Here is a 19,677-nt window from a genome sequence, read left to right as displayed (position 1 = left end):
GCCGGGCATGCTGGAAGCCATGAACCGAAGCCAGATCACCGAGCAGATCATCGCCGCCCGCCTCGCCAAGGGGCTGACCTGGCAGGAGTTGGCCGACGCAATCGACAAGCCGGTCGTGTGGACCACCTCGGCACTGCTGGGCCAGCACCCCATTCCCACCGAGTTGGGCACGGTCCTGGCCGGCCTGCTCGGGCTGGACCCGGCGGTGGTGCCGGTGCTGGCCGCGGTACCGATGCGGGGCGGGCTCACCGCGCCTCCCACCGACCCGACCATCTACCGGCTCTACGAAGCGGTGGGCGTCTACGGCCCGGCGATCAAGGAGCTGATCCACGAGCAGTTCGGCGACGGCATCATGAGCGCCATCAACTTCAGCATGGACATCGAGCGCAAACCCCATCCGGGAGGCGACCGGGTGGTGATCACCTTCGACGGTAAATTCCTTCCCTACGAATGGAACTCAGCGGACTGAGTGCCGGTCGATGGCCACTCGTGGAGCGCGCGACACCCCGCCACTGACCGCCGACCTGGTGCTGTCCGGTGGGGGAGTGCGCTTCGTCGGGCTGGTCGGAGCGGTGGTCGCTCTGATGGACGCCGGCTACTCGGTGCAGCGCATCTCCGGGGTGTCCGGCGGCTCGGTGGTGGGCACGATTCTGGCCGCTGCTGCCCAGGGCGACCAGCTGACCGCGGCGCAGGTGAAGGATCTGGCCCTGTCGGTTCCGCTGCACACCTGGCGCGACGCGGCGCCCATCCCGCTGGTCGGGCCGGTGTGGGGGTTCCTGCGCGACAGTGCCCTCTACCGCGGCGATGTCGCGCACGATTGGATCCGCGGTGAGCTGGCGAATCTGGGGGTGAGCACCTGGGGAGATCTGGCCTACCAGGCCGACAACCTGATGCCCGAGCGACGCTACCGCGCCGTGGTCACCGTCACCGATGTCACGACCGGGCAGCTGGTGCGGCTGCCGTGGGACTACCGGCGGGTGTACGGGCTCGATCCCGACGAGCAGTCCGTCGCCGACGCGGTGCGCGCCTCGATGGCCGTCCCGTTCTTCTACCGTCCGGTGACGCTGACCAGCGCCGGCGGGCTGCGATCCACCCTGGTCGACGGTGGAGTGCTGTCGAACTTCCCGATCTACACCTTCGACCGGCTCGACGGCCGAGCACCGCTGTGGCCCACCTTCGGGGTCACGGTCGTCCCGGAGATGTCCGACGGCATCGGTGCCATGGTTCCGGTGTTGCGGCCGCTGCGGCTGTTCGGACAGTCACTACTGCTGGAGAACCTGATCAGCACCATGCTGGTCGGCCACGACCAGACCTACCTGAACCAGCCGTGGGTCAGTGTGCGTGCGATCAAGGTCAACTCCACCGATGTCAGCGTGCTGGACTTCGGCATCTCCCGTGACCGGCTCGAGAAGCTCTACGACAACGGCTACACCGCGGCGAGCGAGTTCCTGTCGACCTGGGACTGGGCGGCCTACCTGCGGCGCTTCCGCGCGTCGCACTACCCAAGCAAGGGCTCAGCCGGAACCGACTGATGCCGGGGTTTGTTCGGCGGTTCCAGCCTCGCCGAACCTCCGGGTTCAGGTGCGGTGCTTGCCCAACTCGGCGCTGGCGTCGCCCAGCCGCACGGTGATGTCGGTGTTGCCGGAAGCCTCCAGCTGCTCACGACCGCGCAACCGGTCCTGGATCTCGCGGGCCGCCCCGTTGATCCGCTCGATCTCGCCGCGGAACACGTCCGGGCGGGTCTCTTTGCTGGCGTAGTGGAAGTAGCTGAGCAGACTGCGCAGCAGCTCCAGCTTCTGCTTCTCCCGCTTGGCCAGGTCGTGCGTCGTCATCAACTCGACCCGCCGCACCGGGGGCAGGTCCTTCCAGTCGAGCGCCACCTTGTTCTCGTACCGCGGTTGTTTGCCGCGCCGCCCGAACCAGCCCTTCGGCTCGTCGGGGCTGTTGGCGTAGCTGACCGTCCCGGTGAACCGCGACTCGATGCCCTCACCGAGCTCGGCCCGATCGATCGCCGAGTCCCACACCGTGCGCCACTCCTGGTTGGGCGCCAGCACCGTCAGTTCCTCGGGCAGCTGCAGCGCGACCACGTCGGCGTAGCCGTCCGAGGCGGTTTCGTAGCGCGCCACGGTGGGGGGCTGGTCGAACGAAAACCGGATGTCATAGGCGGCGGTCTTGCCGAAATTGCGGACCACCAGCTCGATGACGTGCCAGTCGGCGGCGTGCGGCTCCATGAACATCGCCACGTGCGGGCGGGTCTGCTCGGCGGCCAGCCGGCGGTTGCGCTGCAGTTGACGGTTCAAATAGAACAGTGCCAGCACGGTGATACCGATGGCCAGCCATGCGGCCCAGGCCAGCCAGGCATCCGCGCCCGCGTGCGCGACGTCGTACAAGCGGTCCTCAACTGATCCCATCAGCTATCCCCTCATCCGCCCATCAGCATGCGCCACCGGTCCAGACTTGCGGCGCTGAATACGTAGTTGGATCGCTTGACTTCGGAAAGTGCCGCGCTCGGGTCCGCCGAATACCAGTGGCCGGGGAACACCGTCGGGTCGCCCGGTAGTGCGGCCAACTGCTGCAGGCTGCGGTACATCTCGTCGGAATCGCCGCCCGGGAAATCGGTTCGGCCGCAGCCCTCCAGGAACAAGGTGTCGCCGGCGACCAACCGACCGTCCAGCAGGAAACACTGGCTGCCCGGGGTGTGACCGGGCGTGTGCAGCAGCTCGATGTCGATGGCGCCGACGCTGACCCTGTCGCCGTGATCGTGCGCGGTCAGGTCCGTCATCGGAATCTCGGTCACCCGTGAAACCCACTGTGCCTCATGGGTATTCACGTGAACCGGAACGCTGACTCGCTCCAGTAGCTCGGCCAGCCCCTTGAGCTCGAAGCCCATCATCTTGCCGCCGACGTGATCGGGATGGTGATGGGTGACCAGCACGCCGGACAGTCGCATACCGTCGGCCTCGAGCGCGTCGAGCAGATCACCGGCGGCGTAGGCCGGGTCGACCACTACGGCGTCGCCGGTCTGCCGGTCGCCGATGAGGTAGGCGAAGTTGCGCATCTGGGCGGCCATCGGGTCGCCGGCCGCGAAATCGCGTCCAGAGAGCAGCTGGCGGAAATACAGCCGGTCGGATTCGGGCACGCCCTCCAGCCTAAAGCAGCGGCGATTGCAAGCGCGGCGAAGCCGGGCGCAGCAGATCGCCGCCGCTTACTCGCGATTAAGTCAGCAGGCTCTGGCCAGCCTCTGTCGTCGCGGTTTGGTGACCTCGTGGGCGAGGTTGTAACCTTCTACAGGCTTGCAGCGCCCAACGGGTCGCTGTAGGTGAAGGCCCCCTTAGCTCAGTCGGCAGAGCGTTTCCATGGTAAGGAAAAGGTCAACGGTTCGATTCCGTTAGGGGGCTCGGTGGACGCCAGTCGGTGCGCCGACTAGCGCCGATCGGGGCGGTGTAGCTCAGCTGGTTAGAGCGCACGACTCATAATCGTGAGGTCGGGAGATCGAGCCTCCCCACCGCTACTGCAAGCAATACGACATGTGAAGAAGGACGACAGACGTGGCCTCCAGTACTGATGTGCGGCCGAAGATCACCTTGGCCTGTGAGGTGTGCAAGCACCGCAACTACATCACCAAGAAGAACCGCCGTAACGACCCCGACCGGCTGGAGCTGAAGAAATTCTGCCCCAACTGCGGCAAGCACGAGTCGCACCGCGAATCTCGCTAAGGTAGGCCGACCGTGTCGTTGGCCGACCGTCTCGCCGGGGCGCACTACCGCTATCCCGACCACTACGACGTGGAACGGGAGAAGATCCGCGAGTACACGCGCGCGGTCAAGGCGACGGACCCGGCAAGCCTGAACCTGCGGGCGGCAGCTGACCTCGGCTACGACGGGCTGGCTGCCCCTCTGACCTTCATCTCGGTGTTCGGTCACATGGCGATTTCGGGTTTCTTCGAACATTGCGGTGTCACCACCGACGACGCTCAGATCGTCCAGGTCGACCAGAAGATCGAGTATTACCGGGCGATCAAGGAAGGCGACCGACTTTACTGCGATGTGTCGGTGGAATCCGTTCGCCGTGCACATGGCACCGACATCATCGTGACCCAGCAGGTGGTCACCAACCACGCCGGTGAAATCGTGCAGAAGACATATACGACGTTGGCGGGCCGCGCCGGCGAGGGAGATAAGGGTTTCACCGATGGCGTTGCGTGAGTTCAGTTCGGTCAAGGTCGGCGATCAGCTGCCCGAGCGGGTCATTCCGCTGTCGCGGCAGGATCTGGTGAACTACGCCGGCGTGTCCGGCGACCTGAACCCGATCCACTGGGACGACGAGATCGCCCAGCAGGTCGGTCTGGACACCGCGATCGCCCACGGCATGCTGACCATGGGGCTCGGTGGCGGTTACGTCACGGGCTGGGTGGGTGACCCGGGCGCGGTGACCGAATACAACGTGCGCTTCACCTCCGTGGTGCCGGTGCCCAACGATGGCAAGGGCGCCGAGATCACCTTCACCGGCCGGGTGAAGTCTGTCGACTCCGAATCGAAGACGGTGACCATTGCGCTCACCGCCACCACCGGTGGCAAGAAGATCTTCGGGCGGGCGGTCGCTTCGGCCAAGCTGGCCTAGGGGCGCGCAGCGATGGCGATCAAAACTGATATCCGGGGCATGATCTGGCGCTACCCCGAGTCGTTCGTGGTGGGCCGCGAGAAGATCCGCGAGTTCGCTCGGTCCATCAAGGCTGAGGACCCCGCCTACCACGACGAGGCGGAGGCGGCCAAGCTGGGCTACGACTCGCTGGTGGCGCCGCCGACGTTCGTGGCGATTCTGGCGAAGCTGGTGCAGTCCGACTTCTTCCGCCACGTCGACACCGGCTACACCACCATGCAGATGGTGCAGGTGGACCAGGGCTTCAAATTCATCAAGCCGATCAAGGCCGGCGACACGCTTTACGCCCGGATGGAGATCGCCTCGGTAGTCGAGCGTTTCGGTGCTGACATCGTCACGACCCGCAACATCTTGACCAACCAGGATGGCGATGTGGTGCTCGAAGCGTTCACGACGATGATGGGTCACGACGGTGACGATTCGGTCAACCTTCGGTGGGATGCCGAATCCGGTCAGGTCGTCCGAACAGCCTGATTAGTAACTGGCCGTTGCGGCGAGGTACACTCGGACCTCGGGGTTTTCCGAGCATTAGCGCGCTTTCCGTGAGGCGAACGGGGGGCGCGCGAATTGTGTGAGCCGGCGACGGCGCACAGGTGAAGTTCCCGAACCCGCAGGTTGGTGCGCCAACCGCGAAGGGGCGTAGCTCAACTGGCAGAGCAGCGGTCTCCAAAACCGCAGGTTGCAGGTTCAAGTCCTGTCGCCCCTGCTGACGTGCCATGGTGGACACTGGACACCATGCGCGGTACGGCAACGAGGTAAGCGCGAACAACGAAGGAGCATGCGGTGACCGACGAGCTCGACCGTCCCGACGCCGCAGCCGACGGCGACAGCGATGCCGAATCCGGCCGCAGCAGTCGCACGGCCGTGGTGAGCAGGCAGGTCGGCGACCCGCTGCGACCTACCGGTAAGCGTTCGCGTCGTGGTGCAGGCGATGGTGGCGACGACGTGGAATCCACGGCTACCGAATTGGACGCCGACGACGCCGCGAAGGCCAAGAAGAAGAAGGCGAAGAAGAAGGCGGAAGGCCCCTCGCGCAACCCGTTCGTCTTCGTTCTGAACTTCCTCAAGCAGGTCGTCGGCGAACTTCGCAAGGTGATCTGGCCGAACCGCAAGCAGATGGTCACCTACACCGCGGTGGTGCTGGCCTTCCTGGTCTTCATGGTGGCGTTGGTCGCCGGGGCAGACTACGGATGGGCCCGGCTGGTGCTGCTGGTGTTCGGCGAGTGAAGTTATAGGAAGGACTGACAACCGTGACTACCTTCGACGGCGATACGCCTGCGGGCGAGCCGGTCGACGTGGCGGAGACCACCGAGGTTCCCGCTGAGGACTCCGCGGTGGAGGCCACCGAGTCCCCCGAGGCTGATGAGGCCACCGAGGCTCCCGAGTCTGAGGCCACCGAGGCCGCCGAGGCGGCCCAGGAGGAGTCGGCTGAGGAGCTCGACCCTGCGGTGGCGCTGAAAGCCGAGCTGCGCTCCAAGCCGGGCGACTGGTACGTCATCCACTCCTACGCCGGCTACGAGAACAAGGTGAAAGCCAACCTCGAAACCCGCGTGCAGAACCTCGACGTCGGCGACTACATCTTCCAGGTGGAGGTTCCCACCGAAGAGGTCACCGAGATCAAGAACGGCCAGCGCAAGCAGGTCAACCGCAAGGTGCTGCCGGGCTACATCCTGGTTCGGATGGACCTCACCGACGATTCCTGGTCGGCGGTGCGCAACACCCCCGGTGTGACCGGGTTCGTCGGCGCCACCTCGCGGCCGACCTCGCTCCCGCTGGACGACGTGGTCAAGTTCCTGCTGCCGCAGGGCGCGGCCAAGAAGCAAGCGCGGGGCGGAGCGGGTGCGGTGAGCACCGCCGCAAGCGAAGGCGGTCTGGAGCGGCCGATCATCGAGGTCGACTACGAGGTCGGCGAGTCGGTCACCGTCATGGACGGTCCGTTCGCCACGCTGCCCGCCTCGATCAGCGAGGTCAACGCCGAACAGCAGAAGCTCAAGGTGTTGGTGTCCATCTTCGGTCGTGAGACACCAGTGGAACTGGCCTTTAACCAGGTCTCGAAGATTTAGTACGTAGGAAAGGAAACACCCCCTCATGGCCCCGAAGAAGAAGGTCGCCGGGCTGATCAAGCTTCAGATCAAGGCTGGCGAGGCCAACCCCGCGCCGCCGGTCGGACCCGCGCTTGGTCAGCACGGCGTGAACATCATGGAGTTCTGCAAGGCGTACAACGCCGCGACGGAGAGCCAGCGCGGCAACGTCATCCCCGTGGAGATCACCGTCTACGAGGACCGCAGCTTCACTTTTGCGCTCAAGACCCCGCCCGCGGCGCGGCTGCTGCTCAAGGCCGCCGGTATCGCCAAGGGCTCGGCCGAACCGCACAAGACCAAGGTCGCCAAGGTGTCCTGGGACCAGGTGCGCGAGATCGCCGAGACCAAGAAGGCCGACCTCAACGCCAACGACATTGAGGCCGGCGCCAAGATCATCGCCGGTACCGCCCGTTCCATGGGCATCACCGTCGAGTAAGGCTGTTGATCCTGCGCTGACGGCGTAAAAGTGCGAGTAAGCACCGCCGTGAACGCAGACTCAACGCAACGAAAGCGTGGGAGGGCCAGCTTCGGCCCGACTTTCACCACGACCAACCATCTGAGATTGGATAAACCATGAGCAAGACCAGCAAGGCCTACCGCGCTGCCGCCGAGAAGGTGGACCGCGACAACCTCTACACCCCGCTGGCCGCCGCCAAGCTGGCCAAGGAGACGTCGTCGACCAAGCAGGACGCCACCGTCGAGGTGGCCATCCGCCTCGGTGTCGACCCGCGTAAGGCCGACCAGATGGTCCGCGGCACCGTCAACCTGCCGCACGGCACCGGTAAGACCGCCCGCGTGGCGGTGTTCGCGGTCGGCGAGAAGGCCGAGCAGGCCATCGCCGCCGGCGCCGACGTGGTCGGTAGCGACGACCTGATCGAGAAGATTCAGGGCGGGTTCCTCGACTTCGACGCCGCGATCGCCACCCCGGACCAGATGGCCAAGGTGGGCCGCATCGCCCGCGTGCTGGGCCCGCGTGGCCTGATGCCCAACCCCAAGACCGGCACCGTCACCCCGGATGTGGCCAAGGCCGTCGCCGACATCAAGGGCGGCAAGATCAACTTCCGTGTCGACAAGCAGGCCAACCTGCACTTCGTGATCGGCAAGGCGTCGTTCGAAGAGGCCAAGCTGGCGGAGAACTACGGCGCCGCCCTCGACGAGGTGCTGCGGCTCAAGCCGTCGTCGTCCAAGGGGCGCTACCTCAAGAAGGTCACCATCTCGACGACCACCGGCCCCGGCATTCCGGTGGACCCGGCCGTCACCCGCAACTTCGCGGCCGAATAAGACATACCGAAAAGCCCCCGCACGCTAGCGCGTGACGGGGGCTTTTCGCTGTGACGGTGGGGTCTAGTCAGCCTGCTTGGCGTAGCTGACCAGGCTGACGTCCAGCGCCTCGTCGGTGAAGTAGTACTCGCAGCCGCGCAGGTACTTCATGTAGCGCTCGTAGACCTCTTCGGACTGGATCGCGACAGCGTCGGCGTGGTGGGCCTCAAGTGCGTCGCCCCAGATCCTGAGCGTCTTGATGTAGTGCGGCCGCAACGAAAGCGCCTCGGGCACAGTGAAACCGGCCTTCTCGCCGTGCTCCACCATCATGTTGGTGGTGGGCAGCCGGCCGCCCGGGAAGATCTCGGTGAGGATGAATTTGATGAACCGCGCGGTCTCGAACGTCAGCTTCTTGCCGCGCGCGTTGAGTTCATAGGGGTGGAAGCTCACGCTGCTCTGGATCGTCATCCGGCCGTCAGCCGGCATGATGTCGTAGCTGTTCTTGAAGAAGTTGTCGTAGTTCTCGAAACCGAAGTGCTCGAACGCCTCGATCGAGACGATCCGGTCCACCGGCTCGTGGAACTGTTCCCAGCCCTGCAGCAGGACCCGCCGTGACCGGTCGGTGTCGATGGCGTCCAGCAGGCTCTGCGAGTAGGCGTGCTGGTTCTTCGACAGGGTCAGGCCGATGACGTTGACGTCGTACTTCTCGACGGCGCGCTTCATGGTCGCACCCCAGCCGCAACCGATGTCCAGCAGCGTCATCCCCGGGCGCAGGTCCAGCTTGTCCAGGTTCAGGTCGAGCTTGGCGATTTGGGCTTCTTCCAAGGTGGCGTCCGGCGGCTCGAAGTACGCACAGCTGTACATCCGAGTCGGGTCCTGGAACAGCGCGAAGAAGTCATCGGACAGGTCGTAGTGGGCCTGGATGTTCTCGAATTTCGGACGCATATCTGCAGTCCGGGTCGATTTGTCCACCATCTGTGACTGGTTGCCTTCCTGATGAAACCCGCTGTGAGCGGACGTGACAACCGCCTTGTTGTCCGTGCCGTTCAACTGTTGCAGCTTAGCGGGTCGGGGGTGAAACGGTTGACGAGACATGTAGCCAAGCCGGAACCCGCGGCAGGCCGGTCGCTGCTACTTCTGCAGCGTGTACTGGTGGACGCTGGTGTTGCCGTTGCGGAACAGCTCCACGCAGCCGTTGAGGTACTTGTCGAAACGGTCGTAGGCCTCCTGGCCCTGCACCTCGATCGCCCGCTCCTTGTTGGCCAGCAACATCGCCGCCCAGTCCTCAAGCGTGCGTGCGTAGTGCGGGCCGATCTCGTCGTCCCGCGTCACGGAGAAACCGGCGTCCGCGGCGTACTTGCGGGGCAACCACGCCGACGGAAGCTGCCCGCCGGGGAAGATCTCCCTCATGATGAACAGGGTGAACTTGGCCAGCGACATCGTCATCGGAATGCCCTTGGCCTGCGCCTCGTCCTGCCCGCTGATCGCGGTGATGGTGTGCAGCAGCATCCGGCCGTCGTCGGGCAGCGCGTTGTAGGTGATGTCGAAGAAGGCCGGCCAGCGGTCGCGGCCGAAGTGCTCGAACGCGCCGATCGACACGATCCGGTCCACCTTGTCGGTGAACTCCTCCCAGCCCTGCAGTCGCACCTCGATGCTGCGGTTGGTGTCCACCTTGGACAGCTTCTCGATCGCGTACTCGCGCTGCTCGCCACTGAGGGTGAGTCCGATGACGTTGACGTCGTAGTTCTCCACCGCGTGCTGCATGCAGGCCCCCCAACCGCAGCCGATGTCGAGCAGCGTCATGCCGGGCTCCAGGCCCAGCTTGCCCAGGGCCAAGTCGAACTTTGCGATCTGTGCCTCGTCGCAGGTGGTGTCCTTGTCCGGGTAGAACCCGCAGGTGTAGCCCATCGTCGGACCCAGGAACAGCTCGTAGAACTCGTTGGAGATGTCGTAGATCGACTGCAGTTCTTCGTACTTCGGTTCCAATTTCGGCATGGCTCAGTTCGCTCGCGATCTTGTATAAATGAGGGGAGGGTGTGCACAGACTACCGTTGTCCGTCTGTTATGAGCACCTCGGTGTGGTTTAGGCCACCGCGGAGTCGCCGACAAGCTACTTAGCGGTAGCAAACGTCGTGGTCAGCTCGCTGATCACCGGATCCCACAATTCCTCAGGCAAATCGTGGCCCATGCCCTCGAACAGCACCAGCCGGGCGCGATCGATGGCGTCGGCAACCGCCCGTCCCCCCGACGGGCGCATCAGCTTGTCGGCCAGGCCGTGGATGACCACGGTCGGCGCGGTGATCAGCCGGTCATAGGCTGCCAGGCTGCCGCTGGCCAAGATGGCGCCGAACTGCCGGGCGATGCCCCATGGGTAGTAACTGCGTTCGTAGGCCTCGATGATGTTGGCCCGCAGCCGGTCTTCCGGTGTCGGGTAGCCGGGGCTGCCGATGATCCGGCTGGCCCGCACCGCGTTGTCGATGATCACGTCGCGGGGGGAGTCCGGTGACGGCCCGGTCAGCAGCGCCATCAGGGCCCGCGGTGCCGGCGGGGGCAGGAAGCGTCGGTTGTTGCTGGAGAAGATGACGGCCAAGGACCGGGTCCGGGCCGCGAACCGCGCCGCGAACACCTGCGCGATCATGCCGCCCATCGAGGCGCCGACCACGTGCGCCTGCTCGATGTCCAGGTGATCCAACAGGGCGGCTGCGTCGTCGGCCATGTCCTCAAGGGTGTAGACGGCCGGGCTGGGCTTGCCCAGCCAGAACCGCGCCATCCGGGGGACCAGCGCGCCGCGGGCATGACTGCGGCCCAGCTTGCTGGACAGGCCGACGTCGCGGTTGTCGTAGCGGATCACCCGCAAACCGTGCGCGACCAGCTTCTCGCAGAACCCGGTGCGCCACAGCAGCAACTGGGCGCCCAGGCCCATCACCAGCAGCACCGGCGGGTCCTCGGGGTTTCCCATGTCCTCGTAGTAGATGTCCAGATCCCCCGAGCGGGCGGTACCGCTGCGCATCTCCACCACGGTCATACTCCCGGGTTGTTGTCGTCGGTGTCTTTGTGCTCGCGGCTGACGTCGACCATGAAGTTGGCGAAATAGCCGGTCAGCTGCGGGTCGGACATCATCTGCCAGCGCGGAGCCAGCAGTTTCATGTAGCGCTCCACATAGAGGAATTGCTTGCCGATCAGGACCAGCTCGCGGGGCAGCTTGACGTCGTAGGCATCGGCCAGCGCCCCGAGCTGCTTGCCGATGTCGGCATAGGACATGTCGCCCAGCGACTTCATGGTCAGCGGGGTGGCGAATGCCTCCAGGTCCTTGGCGGCCTGGCCCTCGGGCTTGACGGTGCCCACCGCACCCATCAGCACCACGATCTTGCCGGCCGCGGCGTGGTCCTTCTTGACCAGCAGTGCGTACACCAGCTCGCGCAACAGCCAACGGGTGCGCGGATCGATCCGGCCCATGATGCCGAAGTCCAGGAACACCACCCGGCCCTCGTCATCCACCAGCAGGTTGCCGGCGTGCAGGTCGCCGTGGAACAAGCCATGCCGCAGACCACCCTCGAAGGTGGAGAACAGCAGCGCCTTGACCAGCTCCACGCCGTCGAAGCCGGCCTTGCGGATGGCGGGGGCGTCATCGATGCGAATGCCCGACACCCGCTCCATCGTCAGCACCCGTTCGCTGGTGAAGTCCCAGTGCACGTCGGGCACCTTGATGTTGCGGCCCAGTGGGGAGGCATGCAGGTGCGACACCCAGGTCTGCATCGACTGGCCCTCGATGCGGAAGTCCAGCTCCTCGGCGAGGTTGTCGGCGAAGTCGGCGACCACGTCGCCGGCCGACAGTCGCCGGCCGAGTTTGGCCAGCTCGACAACCTGGGCGAAGCGTTTGAGGATCTGCAGGTCGGCCGCGACCCGTCGGCGGATGCCCGGCCGCTGGATCTTGACCACCACCTCCTCGCCGCTGTGCAGCGTGGCGAAATGCACCTGGGCGATGGAGGCCGATGCGATCGGGGTCTCGTCGAACTTCGCGAACAACTCCTGCGGTGCGGCGCCCAGTTCCTCGACGAACAGTTTGTGCACCGCGTCCGAGTCGGCCGGCGGGACGGAGTCGAGCAGTCCACGGAACTCCCGGGACAGCGGCTCGCCGAACGCGCCGGGGCTCGAGGCGATGATCTGGCCGAACTTGACGTAGGTGGGGCCCAGGTCGGCGAACGTCTGGGGCAGCTCGCGGATCACCTTCTGCTGGACCGGCCCCGGCCGGAGCAACCGGGTGAAAACCCGGGTGACGGCGCGGATGAGCTGCCAGCCCGTGGCACCGATGCGGGCCGCCTCAACCGGCAGCGGCACCCGATCCAGCTGGGCCACCTGTCGGGGTGGGGTCGAACTCATTGCTGCAGTCTGCCAAATCGGCGAAGGAAGTTCTCCGCCAGCGCACCGCCCTAGGCCGTGGCGCCCGGTCGCCAGGGGGTCAGCCATGCGGTCGGCTCCCAACCCTCGACCCCGGCGATCAGTTCGTACATGGTGGCGCCGTCGATGCTCTCCCGGATGATGTCGGCGTGCCCGGCATGGCGGGCGAGCTCGTTGATCAGGTGATGGAACACCCAGCGCACGGTCCACGCGTCGACGTCGGTGGGGAACCACGGTGCGTCGCGCGGTACCGGCACCGCGGCGTCGAGGTCGGTGCACTCCAACAGGCGTAGCGTTTCGGCGTTCTGGGTTGCGAACGCCTCCAGCGCCCCGGCCAGGGTTTCGTCCTGGCGCAGCACGTACTGGTCCTGATACTCGCGTTCCTTCTCCTCGCGCGGCCGGCTGTCCGCGGGCGGGGCGGCCGGTGCGGTGGCGACGCGGGACATCCAGGCGTGCTGCATCCCGGTGGCGTGCTTGATCAAAGCGCCGATCGACAGGGCGCTGGCCGTCGGGGTGGCGCGAGCCTGCTCGTCGGTCAGGCCGTAGGCCACCGCGAAGTAGGCGCCCTGGTGGTAGGTGACGAATTCGCGCAGCGCGTGGCGTTCATCGGTCACCGGTGGGGCAAGTCCGGGCATGGTTTCAGTCCTTTCGATCGGGTCGGTGCGCGTACAGATCGCGCAGGCATGCGATTTCGGCTCCGTGATGGATGGCTTCACGGTTGATGTGCAAGACCAGCTCCGCCATGGTGTGGTCGGCCCACGGCCCCTCCGCCGCTCCGATGGGCCGACCCAAGGCAACCTCGTCGAGGCCACGCACCCCGGCGATCCAGCCCGCATACGCGTCGTCGAGTTGGCGCAGCGCCGTGGCGGCGTCGCGTGCGTAGGGCCAGCTCTGGTAGTCGGCCGGCGGCCCGCCGAAGTGGTGGTGGTTGCGCATGGCGAACACACCGACGATGACGTGCGCCATTCGCCAGGCGATGGTGGTGAACGGCGCCGGCTCAGGAGCCGGAAACGCGAAGTCGATACCGCCCGGGCGCACGGTCCAGCAGTCCGGCACTGGTTCCCACAGGTACTCGTCGTCGGTAAGGCCGGCCAGCCGTGGGCGCAGCAGGTTTTGCCAGTGCCAGTCGAGCTGGTTGGCCAGGTAGGTGGTCGGGTCCGGCATGCTTTGAGCGTTCCACGTAAATAGGACAGTTCTGTCCTAAATCTTCGGCAGACTGGTGGGCGTGTCGGAGACGACGAGTCGGGTGCTGCGGCTACTCGGGCTGCTGGAGGCCCGCCGGGTCTGGACCGGGCAGGAGCTGGCCGAGCGGCTGGCGGTGACCACCCGCAGCGTGCGTCGTGACGTCGAGCGGCTGCGGGAGCTGGGTTATCCGGTACAGGCCAGCAAGGGCCGTGGCGGCGGCTATCAGCTCGGCGCCGGGACCGCGCTGCCTCCGCTGTTGCTCGACCCCGACGAGGCGGTGGCGGTGGCCGTCTGCCTGCGGTTGGCCGCCGGGGGCAGCGTGTCCGGGGTGGCCGAGGCCGCACTGCGCGCGATGAGCAAGTTGCACCAGGTGATGCCGGCGAGGCTGCGCTCGCAGGTCGCCGCGGTGCGCCAGGCGACGGTGACGTTGACACCCGACGCCGGGGCGGAGTCGGTGGATCCCGACGTTCTGATGTCGCTGGCCCGGGCCTGCCGCGACCACGAGCATGTCGCCGCCGGCTACACCGACCGCGCCGGGGCACGAACCCAGCGCCGACTCGAGCCCTATCAGCTGGTGACCACCGGCCGCCGCTGGTATCTGCTGGCCTACGACCGGGACCGCAACGACTGGCGCAGTCTGCGGCTGGACCGGATGGCCGCGGTGCAGGCGCTGGGCACGACGTTCGTACCGCGGCCAGCACCGGATGCCGCCGGCTATGTGCAGCAGGCGATCACCGCCTCGCCCTATCGGCACGTCGCGAGGGTGCGCTACTACGCCGCCAAGGACATCGTTGCGCAGCATTTCTCGCCGACGGCGGTGACGATCGAGCCCGACGGTGACCACGCGTGCATCGTCACCGCGGGGGCCGACGATCCGGAGCGGATGGTGTTGTACTTCGCGATGGTGGGTGCTGCGTTCGAAATCCTGGAGCCGCCGGAGGTGATGGCAGCGGCGCGCACGGTGGCCGAAAGGCTCCGCGCGGCGGCCGGGCATCCGTAGGTTTGTGGCATGCGGATCCTCGAGGTCGAATCGACCGAGAAGTTCGTCGGGCCGGCCAACGGGCCCGCGCAACTGGTCCGGGTGGACTACCGCGACGCCGACGTGGCGACAGCGGTTCGTATCGTCGGCGACGGCCTGTTCGGCGAGGCCGTCGCCGAGCCCGGAAGCGGTGTCATCGAGGTGCCGGTGACCGTCGACGATCCGGTGCCGGGACAACAGCGGTCCGCCCAGGTCAATGACAGCCGTTTCACGTTCACCGTGGCGGAGCCCGGCTGGACGATGTTCATGGTCGGCCACTTCCACTACGACCCGGTGTGGTGGAACACCCAGGCCAACTACACCAGCGTGTGGACCGAGAGCCCGCTCGGCGCGTGCCGGCAGACCAACGGCTTCAACCTGGTGCGTGGCCACCTGGACTGGGCGCGGGACAACCCCGAGTACAAGTTCGTTCTGGCCGAGGTCGATTACCTCAAGCCGTACTGGGACACCCACCCGCAGGACCGCGCCGAGCTGCGCCGGCTGATGGAGCAGGGCCGGGTCGAGGTGATGGGCGGCACCTACAACGAGCCGTCGACCAACCTCACCGACGCCGAGACCACGATCCGCAATCTGGTGGCCGGGATGGGCTTTCAGCGCGACATCATGGGCGCCGAACCGGCGACGGCCTGGCAGCTCGACGTGTTCGGCCACGATCCGCAGTTCCCCGGGCTGGTCGCCGACGCCGGCCTGTCCGCCAGCGCCTGGGCGCGCGGGCCGTTTCACCAGTGGGGCCCGATGGCCGATCGGGGCGACCCGCGCCGGATGCAGTTCGCATCCGAGTTCGAATGGATCGCGCCGTCCGGGCGTGGCCTGCTGACCCACTACATGCCGGCGCACTATGCGGCCGGGTGGTGGATGGATTCGTGTGCGACCTTGGCCGCCGCCGAGGACGACGTCTATCGGTTGTTCACCGAGATGAAGAAGGTCGCTGCCACCCGCAACGTTCTGCTGCCGGTGGGCACCGACTTCACCCCGCCGAACCGCTGGATCACCGACATCCACCGGGCCTGGAACGCCCGCTACACCTGGCCGAAGTTCGTCTGCGCCCTGCCGAGCGAGTTCTTCGCCGCGGTGCGCGCCGAACTGGAGCAACGCGGCGCGGACCCGTCCCCGCAGACCCGCGACATGAACCCGATCTACACCGGTTGCCACGTCTCCTATATCGACACCAAGCAGGCCAACCGGGCCGCCGAGCAGGCGGTCCTGGGTGCGGAGCGCTTTGCGGTGTTCGCCGCGGCGCTGACCGGGGCGGACTACCCGGAGGCGGCACTGGCCAAGGCCTGGGCGCAACTTTCCTACGGCGCCCACCATGACGCCATCACCGGGTCGGAGGCCGACCAGGTCTACCTGGACCTGCTGACCGGCTGGCGCGACGCCTGGCAGCTGGGCACCGACGCTCGCGACAACGCACTGGCGGTGCTGTCGGGCTTGGTCGATTCCGGTGACGGTGGCGGTGCCGGTGCCGTGGTGTGGAACCCGGTGGCCGCCGACCGCACCGACCTCGTCACGGTGCACCTGAAAACACCGCTGTCGGCCGGGGTACGCGTGGTTGCCCCTGACGGCACCGAATGCCCGGCCCACGTTGAGGATGGCGGCAGCACCGTCAGCTGGCTGGCGCACGTGCCGTCGCTGGGCTGGCAGGCCTACCGGCTCAGGCCCACCGGCGACGCCCACGGCTGGCAACCGGTGGCCGGCGCAGGGATCAGCAACGAGTACCACCAGCTGATCGCGGACCCGGACCGCGGCGGCGGCATCACCTCGTGGCAGCACCAGGGGCGCGAAATGATCATCGACGGCGGCCTGGGCAACCAGCTCGCCGTCTACGACGAATACCCGCGGCACCCGCAGTCCGGGGAAGGTCCCTGGCACCTGGTGCCCAGCGGGAACCTGTTCACCTCCGCGGTCGCCCGCGACGTCACCGTCCAGGCCTACCGCGGGCCGCTGGGGGAGCGGCTGGTGGTGTCCGGGCGGATCCGCAACGTGCTGACCTACACCCAGACCCTGACCCTGTGGCACGGCATGGATCGGGTGGATTGCTCCACCACCATTGAGGAGTTCACCGGCGCCGATCATCTGTTGCGGCTGCGCTGGCCCTGCCCGGTGCCCGGTGCCATGCCGGTCGCCGAGGTGGCCGACGCCGTCATCGGCCGCGGTTTCGGCCTGCTGCATGAGCCCAGCGGTCGCTCGGTGGACGCCGCGCAGCACCCGCGGACCCTCGATACCCCCGCCAACCGCTGGTTCGGTCTGTCCGCGACGGCCCGGATCAGTGTCGGCGACGGCAGCCGGGCGGTCGCGGTGGCCGAAGTGATTACCGATGGCACGCCGGCGCGGGAGCTGATGGTCGCGCTGGTGCGCGCCGGTGTCACCGCCACCAGTTCGGCGGCCGACGGGCCCCGCTATGGCAACCTCGACGTCGACTCCAACCTGCCCGACACCCGCATCGCGCTGGGTGGGCCGGAGTGCAACGCCTTCACCCGCGCGGTGCTGGCCGCCGCCGATCCGGCCTACACCGACGAGCTGCACCGCCAGCTCGAGCGCCACGGCCGGGCCCGGGTGTGGGTGCCGGCGGCCAAACCCCTCGCGCAGGTCTGGGTTCCCGGGGCGGACCTCACCGGCCCCCGCGACCTGCCGGTGCTGGTGATCGCCGGCCGCGACGACGACAGTTTGGTGGCCGAGATCGCCCGGGTGGCCGACGACCTGGCCGACGCCGAGATCGCGGTGGACCAGGACGCCCGCGCGGAGATGGAGCCTTTCGAGGCGCGCACCGTCGCCCTGATCAACCGCGGCGTGCCCAGTTTCGCGGTGGACTCCGCTGGCACGTTGCACACCGCGCTGCTGCGTTCGTGCACCAGCTGGCCGTCGGCGGCCTGGGAAGACGACCCGCGCCGTACGGCGCCCGACGGCAGCGCGTATCAACTGCAGCATTGGACGCACACGTTCGACTACGCACTGGTGACCGGCGACGGCGATTGGCGCCAGGCGGCGATTCCTGAGCGCAGCGCCGCATTCGGCGATCCCTTGCTGGCCGTTCCGGTCGCCGGGGCCGGCGGGCCGTTGCCCGCGAGTGGTTCGCTGCTGCGTCTTGACCCGGCCGAGGGGGTCGGCCTGGGGGCGCTCAAAGCGGCGGGCAACCCGATGGCGCGCGGCAGCGCGCAGCCGGTCGACCCGAACACCGTCGCGCTGCGGTTGGTCGAGACCCGCGGCGCCGACGCCGCCGTCACGCTGCGCAGCGACCTGGGGCCGGTGACCGTGCTGGGCCGCGCCGACCTGCTGGAACAGCCCCGCGAACATCCGGCCCCGGACCGGCTGCACGGCTACGAGATCGCCACCGTCACCGCGCGCCTCGATAGTGAAAACCTGGGCACCGGCCGTCCCATGGCACCCGAATCCGAGGCAGCCCAACCGCTCTACGCCCGCTATTGGCTGCACAACCGCGGCCCGGCGCCACTGGGCGGTCTGCCGGTGACCCCGGCTCTGCATCCGCACCGGGTCGACGCGGATCCGGGCGCACTGCTGAAACTGGAGCTGACCGTGGCCAGTGACTGCATCGACGCCGCCCTGTCCGGTGCGGTGACGTGGCGGTGCCCGCCGGGCTGGGTGGTCACACCGACCGAACAACCGGTGCGGCTGGCGGCCGGGGACCACATGCGTGTCCCGGTGGCGGTGACGGTTCCAGGGGACGCCGCCCCGGGGCTCTATCCGCTGCGCGCTCGACTCGGCCTGTCCGGTGACGTGCCGCGGGCCTGGCTCCAGCAGGTCGAAGACGTGGCGGTGGTCCGCGTCGGCGATCCGGGTCTTGACCGGCTGCTGTACGTGGACGATCCGCCCGACGTTGAAGTCACTGCCGGCCGCTCTGCTCGGCTGACGGTCACGGTCGGCACCGACGCGCATGCCGACTTGGCGGTCGAGGCGCACCTGATCAGCCCCTGGGGTAGCTGGGAATGGGCCGGCCCACCGGCGCTGGGTGCGGTGGTGCCGGCCGGTGGTCAGGTGGCGGTGACCTTCGACATCGCCCCGCCCGTATGGGCTGGGCCGGGCACCTGGTGGGCGCTGGTCCGGGTCGGTGGGGCGGGTGCGCTGGCCTATTCGACCGCGGCGCGACTGGCGGTGCGGGCGCCCGTCACGGTGGGTGTCGACTGATGGCCCCGGTCCTGGCACTGGACGTCGGCGGCACCAAGATCGCCGTCGGCCTGGTCGACCCCGACGGGGCCCTGTCCTACACCGCCACCCTGCCCACCCGAGCGGACCAGGGCACCGAGGTGGTGTGGGCGGTGGTTGCCGAGCTGATCGAGAACGCCCTGGAACGGGCCGGTGGGCGGGTGGACGCCGTCGGGATCGGCTCGGCCGGACCCATCGATGTCAACGCCGGAACGGTCAGCCCGGTCAACATCGCGGGCTGGCGTGGGTTCGCGCTGCGGGACCGGGTGGCTGCCGCGGTGCCCGGGGTAGCGGTCCGGTTGGGCGGCGACGGCGTCTGCATGGCGCTGGGCGAACATCGGCACGGCGCCGGGCGCGGCACCCGCTCCATGCTGGGCATGGTGGTCTCGACCGGGGTGGGCGGGGGTCTGGTGCTCGACGGCGCACCGGTTCATGGCAGAACCGGCAACGCGGGCCACGTCGGGCACGTCGTCGTCGATCCCAATGGGGAGCGGTGCCGCTGCGGTGGCCGCGGCTGCGTGGAGACCATCGCCTCCGGGCCGTCGATGGTGCGCTGGGCGCTGGCCAACGGCTGGGCGCCGGAAGCTCCCGGGGCAGATGCCAAGACGCTCGCCGCGGCCGCCGACGCCGGTGACCCGGTGGCGCTGCGGGCTTTTCGGCGCGGCACCGACGCGCTGGCGGTGATGATCACCTCGGTGGCCGCGGTGTGCGACCTGGATCTGGTGGTGATCGGCGGGGGAGTCGCCCGCTCCGGTGCCTTGTTGTTCGACCCGCTGCGGGCCGCGCTGGCGCAGCGTGCCGGGTTGGACTTCGTGGTCGGCCTGCAGGTGGTGCCCGCCGAACTCGGCGGCGACGCCGGGTTGGTGGGGGCGGCCGTGCTGGCCACCTTGCCTTGAC

General features: G+C 67.7%; 21 protein-coding genes and 3 tRNA genes. 16 read left to right on the top strand and 8 right to left on the bottom strand.

The annotated features are described in order from the left end of the window. The first annotated feature begins 7 nt into the window (after nucleotides 1–7). The gene (gene cynS / locus ACJH5R_RS02740) at nucleotides 8–469 is read left to right on the top strand and encodes a cyanase (protein WP_406756571.1); all 462 of its coding nucleotides are present in this window, start codon (nucleotides 8–10) and stop codon (nucleotides 467–469) included. 10 nt (nucleotides 470–479) lie between these two features. Further along, a complete protein-coding gene (locus ACJH5R_RS02735; RefSeq protein WP_406781247.1) occupies nucleotides 480–1,532 on the top strand; it encodes a patatin-like phospholipase family protein in 1,053 nt (350 codons plus the stop codon). A 45-nt stretch (nucleotides 1,533–1,577) separates the two neighbouring features. On the opposite strand, the gene ACJH5R_RS02730 is transcribed toward ACJH5R_RS02735, so the two are convergent. After that, nucleotides 1,578–2,411 (bottom strand): hypothetical protein, encoded by an 834-nt coding sequence (locus ACJH5R_RS02730; protein ID WP_406756305.1) that lies wholly within the window; start codon nucleotides 2,409–2,411, stop codon nucleotides 1,578–1,580. An 11-nt stretch (nucleotides 2,412–2,422) separates the two neighbouring features. Continuing rightward, nucleotides 2,423–3,139, bottom strand: a complete 717-nt coding sequence (locus ACJH5R_RS02725) for an MBL fold metallo-hydrolase (protein WP_406756304.1) — start codon at nucleotides 3,137–3,139, stop codon at nucleotides 2,423–2,425. Nucleotides 3,140–3,325: 186 nt separating this feature from the next. On the opposite strand from ACJH5R_RS02725, the gene ACJH5R_RS02720 reads away from it, so the two are divergent. The 11 genes from ACJH5R_RS02720 to rplA all read left to right on the top strand — a co-directional run bounded on the left by ACJH5R_RS02720 (nucleotide 3,326) and on the right by rplA (nucleotide 8,021). Beyond that, a tRNA-Thr gene (locus tag ACJH5R_RS02720) sits at nucleotides 3,326–3,398 on the top strand. 39 nt (nucleotides 3,399–3,437) lie between these two features. Beyond that, nucleotides 3,438–3,511, top strand: a tRNA-Met gene (locus ACJH5R_RS02715). A 37-nt stretch (nucleotides 3,512–3,548) separates the two neighbouring features. Further along, nucleotides 3,549–3,716: a 50S ribosomal protein L33 gene (gene rpmG, locus ACJH5R_RS02710; protein WP_024440978.1), complete on the top strand. Its 168-nt coding sequence runs from the start codon at nucleotides 3,549–3,551 to the stop codon at nucleotides 3,714–3,716. Nucleotides 3,717–3,728: 12 nt separating this feature from the next. Next, the gene (gene hadA / locus ACJH5R_RS02705) at nucleotides 3,729–4,205 is read left to right on the top strand and encodes a (3R)-hydroxyacyl-ACP dehydratase subunit HadA (protein WP_406756303.1); all 477 of its coding nucleotides are present in this window, start codon (nucleotides 3,729–3,731) and stop codon (nucleotides 4,203–4,205) included. Beyond that, a complete protein-coding gene (gene hadB / locus ACJH5R_RS02700; RefSeq protein WP_406756302.1) occupies nucleotides 4,192–4,620 on the top strand; it encodes a (3R)-hydroxyacyl-ACP dehydratase subunit HadB in 429 nt (142 codons plus the stop codon). Before hadA ends, hadB begins: the two co-directional genes overlap by 14 nt. Nucleotides 4,621–4,632: 12 nt before the next feature. Continuing rightward, nucleotides 4,633–5,133 carry a (3R)-hydroxyacyl-ACP dehydratase subunit HadC gene (hadC, locus tag ACJH5R_RS02695; RefSeq protein WP_406756301.1) on the top strand — a complete coding sequence of 167 codons (501 nt, stop codon included), beginning with the start codon at nucleotides 4,633–4,635 and terminating at the stop codon, nucleotides 5,131–5,133. Nucleotides 5,134–5,292: 159 nt separating this feature from the next. Continuing rightward, nucleotides 5,293–5,365 (top strand) — tRNA-Trp (locus tag ACJH5R_RS02690). Nucleotides 5,366–5,442: 77 nt separating this feature from the next. Continuing rightward, nucleotides 5,443–5,886 carry a preprotein translocase subunit SecE gene (gene secE, locus ACJH5R_RS02685; RefSeq protein ID WP_406756300.1) on the top strand — a complete coding sequence of 148 codons (444 nt, stop codon included), beginning with the start codon at nucleotides 5,443–5,445 and terminating at the stop codon, nucleotides 5,884–5,886. A 23-nt stretch (nucleotides 5,887–5,909) separates the two neighbouring features. Next, nucleotides 5,910–6,722, top strand: a complete 813-nt coding sequence (gene nusG, locus ACJH5R_RS02680) for a transcription termination/antitermination protein NusG (RefSeq protein ID WP_406756299.1) — start codon at nucleotides 5,910–5,912, stop codon at nucleotides 6,720–6,722. 25 nt (nucleotides 6,723–6,747) lie between these two features. Further along, complete coding sequence (rplK, locus tag ACJH5R_RS02675) at nucleotides 6,748–7,176, top strand: 50S ribosomal protein L11 (RefSeq protein WP_406756298.1); 429 nt, start codon at nucleotides 6,748–6,750, stop codon at nucleotides 7,174–7,176. A 137-nt stretch (nucleotides 7,177–7,313) separates the two neighbouring features. After that, the gene (gene rplA / locus ACJH5R_RS02670) at nucleotides 7,314–8,021 is read left to right on the top strand and encodes a 50S ribosomal protein L1 (protein ID WP_406756297.1); all 708 of its coding nucleotides are present in this window, start codon (nucleotides 7,314–7,316) and stop codon (nucleotides 8,019–8,021) included. Nucleotides 8,022–8,084: 63 nt separating this feature from the next. Here the strand turns inward: rplA and ACJH5R_RS02665 are convergent, their stop codons facing one another. From ACJH5R_RS02665 to ACJH5R_RS02640, 6 genes are all read right to left on the bottom strand, one after another. Further along, nucleotides 8,085–8,975: a cyclopropane mycolic acid synthase family methyltransferase gene (locus ACJH5R_RS02665; protein WP_406756296.1), complete on the bottom strand. Its 891-nt coding sequence runs from the start codon at nucleotides 8,973–8,975 to the stop codon at nucleotides 8,085–8,087. A 156-nt stretch (nucleotides 8,976–9,131) separates the two neighbouring features. Then, a complete protein-coding gene (locus ACJH5R_RS02660) occupies nucleotides 9,132–9,995 on the bottom strand; it encodes a cyclopropane mycolic acid synthase family methyltransferase (RefSeq protein WP_406756295.1) in 864 nt (287 codons plus the stop codon). A 115-nt stretch (nucleotides 9,996–10,110) separates the two neighbouring features. Then, a complete protein-coding gene (locus tag ACJH5R_RS02655) occupies nucleotides 10,111–11,016 on the bottom strand; it encodes an alpha/beta fold hydrolase (RefSeq protein ID WP_406756570.1) in 906 nt (301 codons plus the stop codon). 5 nt (nucleotides 11,017–11,021) lie between these two features. Continuing rightward, on the bottom strand, nucleotides 11,022–12,380 hold the full coding sequence (locus tag ACJH5R_RS02650; RefSeq protein WP_406756294.1) for an ABC1 kinase family protein: 1,359 nt from the start codon (nucleotides 12,378–12,380) through the stop codon (nucleotides 11,022–11,024). A gap of 50 nt (nucleotides 12,381–12,430) precedes the next feature. After that, on the bottom strand, nucleotides 12,431–13,033 hold the full coding sequence (locus ACJH5R_RS02645; RefSeq protein ID WP_406781246.1) for a DinB family protein: 603 nt from the start codon (nucleotides 13,031–13,033) through the stop codon (nucleotides 12,431–12,433). Nucleotides 13,034–13,037: 4 nt separating this feature from the next. After that, complete coding sequence (locus ACJH5R_RS02640) at nucleotides 13,038–13,562, bottom strand: DinB family protein (protein WP_406781245.1); 525 nt, start codon at nucleotides 13,560–13,562, stop codon at nucleotides 13,038–13,040. 61 nt (nucleotides 13,563–13,623) lie between these two features. On the opposite strand from ACJH5R_RS02640, the gene ACJH5R_RS02635 reads away from it, so the two are divergent. The 3 genes from ACJH5R_RS02635 to ACJH5R_RS02625 are packed head-to-tail and all read left to right on the top strand — an operon-like array spanning nucleotide 13,624 to nucleotide 19,676. Beyond that, entirely contained in the window at nucleotides 13,624–14,583 is a 960-nt protein-coding gene (locus ACJH5R_RS02635; RefSeq protein WP_406781244.1) for a helix-turn-helix transcriptional regulator, read from the top strand. Nucleotides 14,584–14,592: 9 nt separating this feature from the next. Beyond that, complete coding sequence (locus tag ACJH5R_RS02630) at nucleotides 14,593–18,762, top strand: NEW3 domain-containing protein (protein ID WP_406781243.1); 4,170 nt, start codon at nucleotides 14,593–14,595, stop codon at nucleotides 18,760–18,762. Next, nucleotides 18,762–19,676 carry an ROK family protein gene (locus ACJH5R_RS02625; RefSeq protein WP_406756289.1) on the top strand — a complete coding sequence of 305 codons (915 nt, stop codon included), beginning with the start codon at nucleotides 18,762–18,764 and terminating at the stop codon, nucleotides 19,674–19,676. The genes ACJH5R_RS02630 and ACJH5R_RS02625 overlap by 1 nt, the downstream gene beginning before the upstream one ends. Nucleotide 19,677 lies beyond the last annotated feature (1 nt).

This window comes from Mycobacterium sp. SMC-19 (assembly GCF_045310815.1).
GTDB lineage: Bacteria > Actinomycetota > Actinomycetes > Mycobacteriales > Mycobacteriaceae > Mycobacterium.
This window is presented reverse-complemented; position numbering and strand designations above follow the sequence as displayed.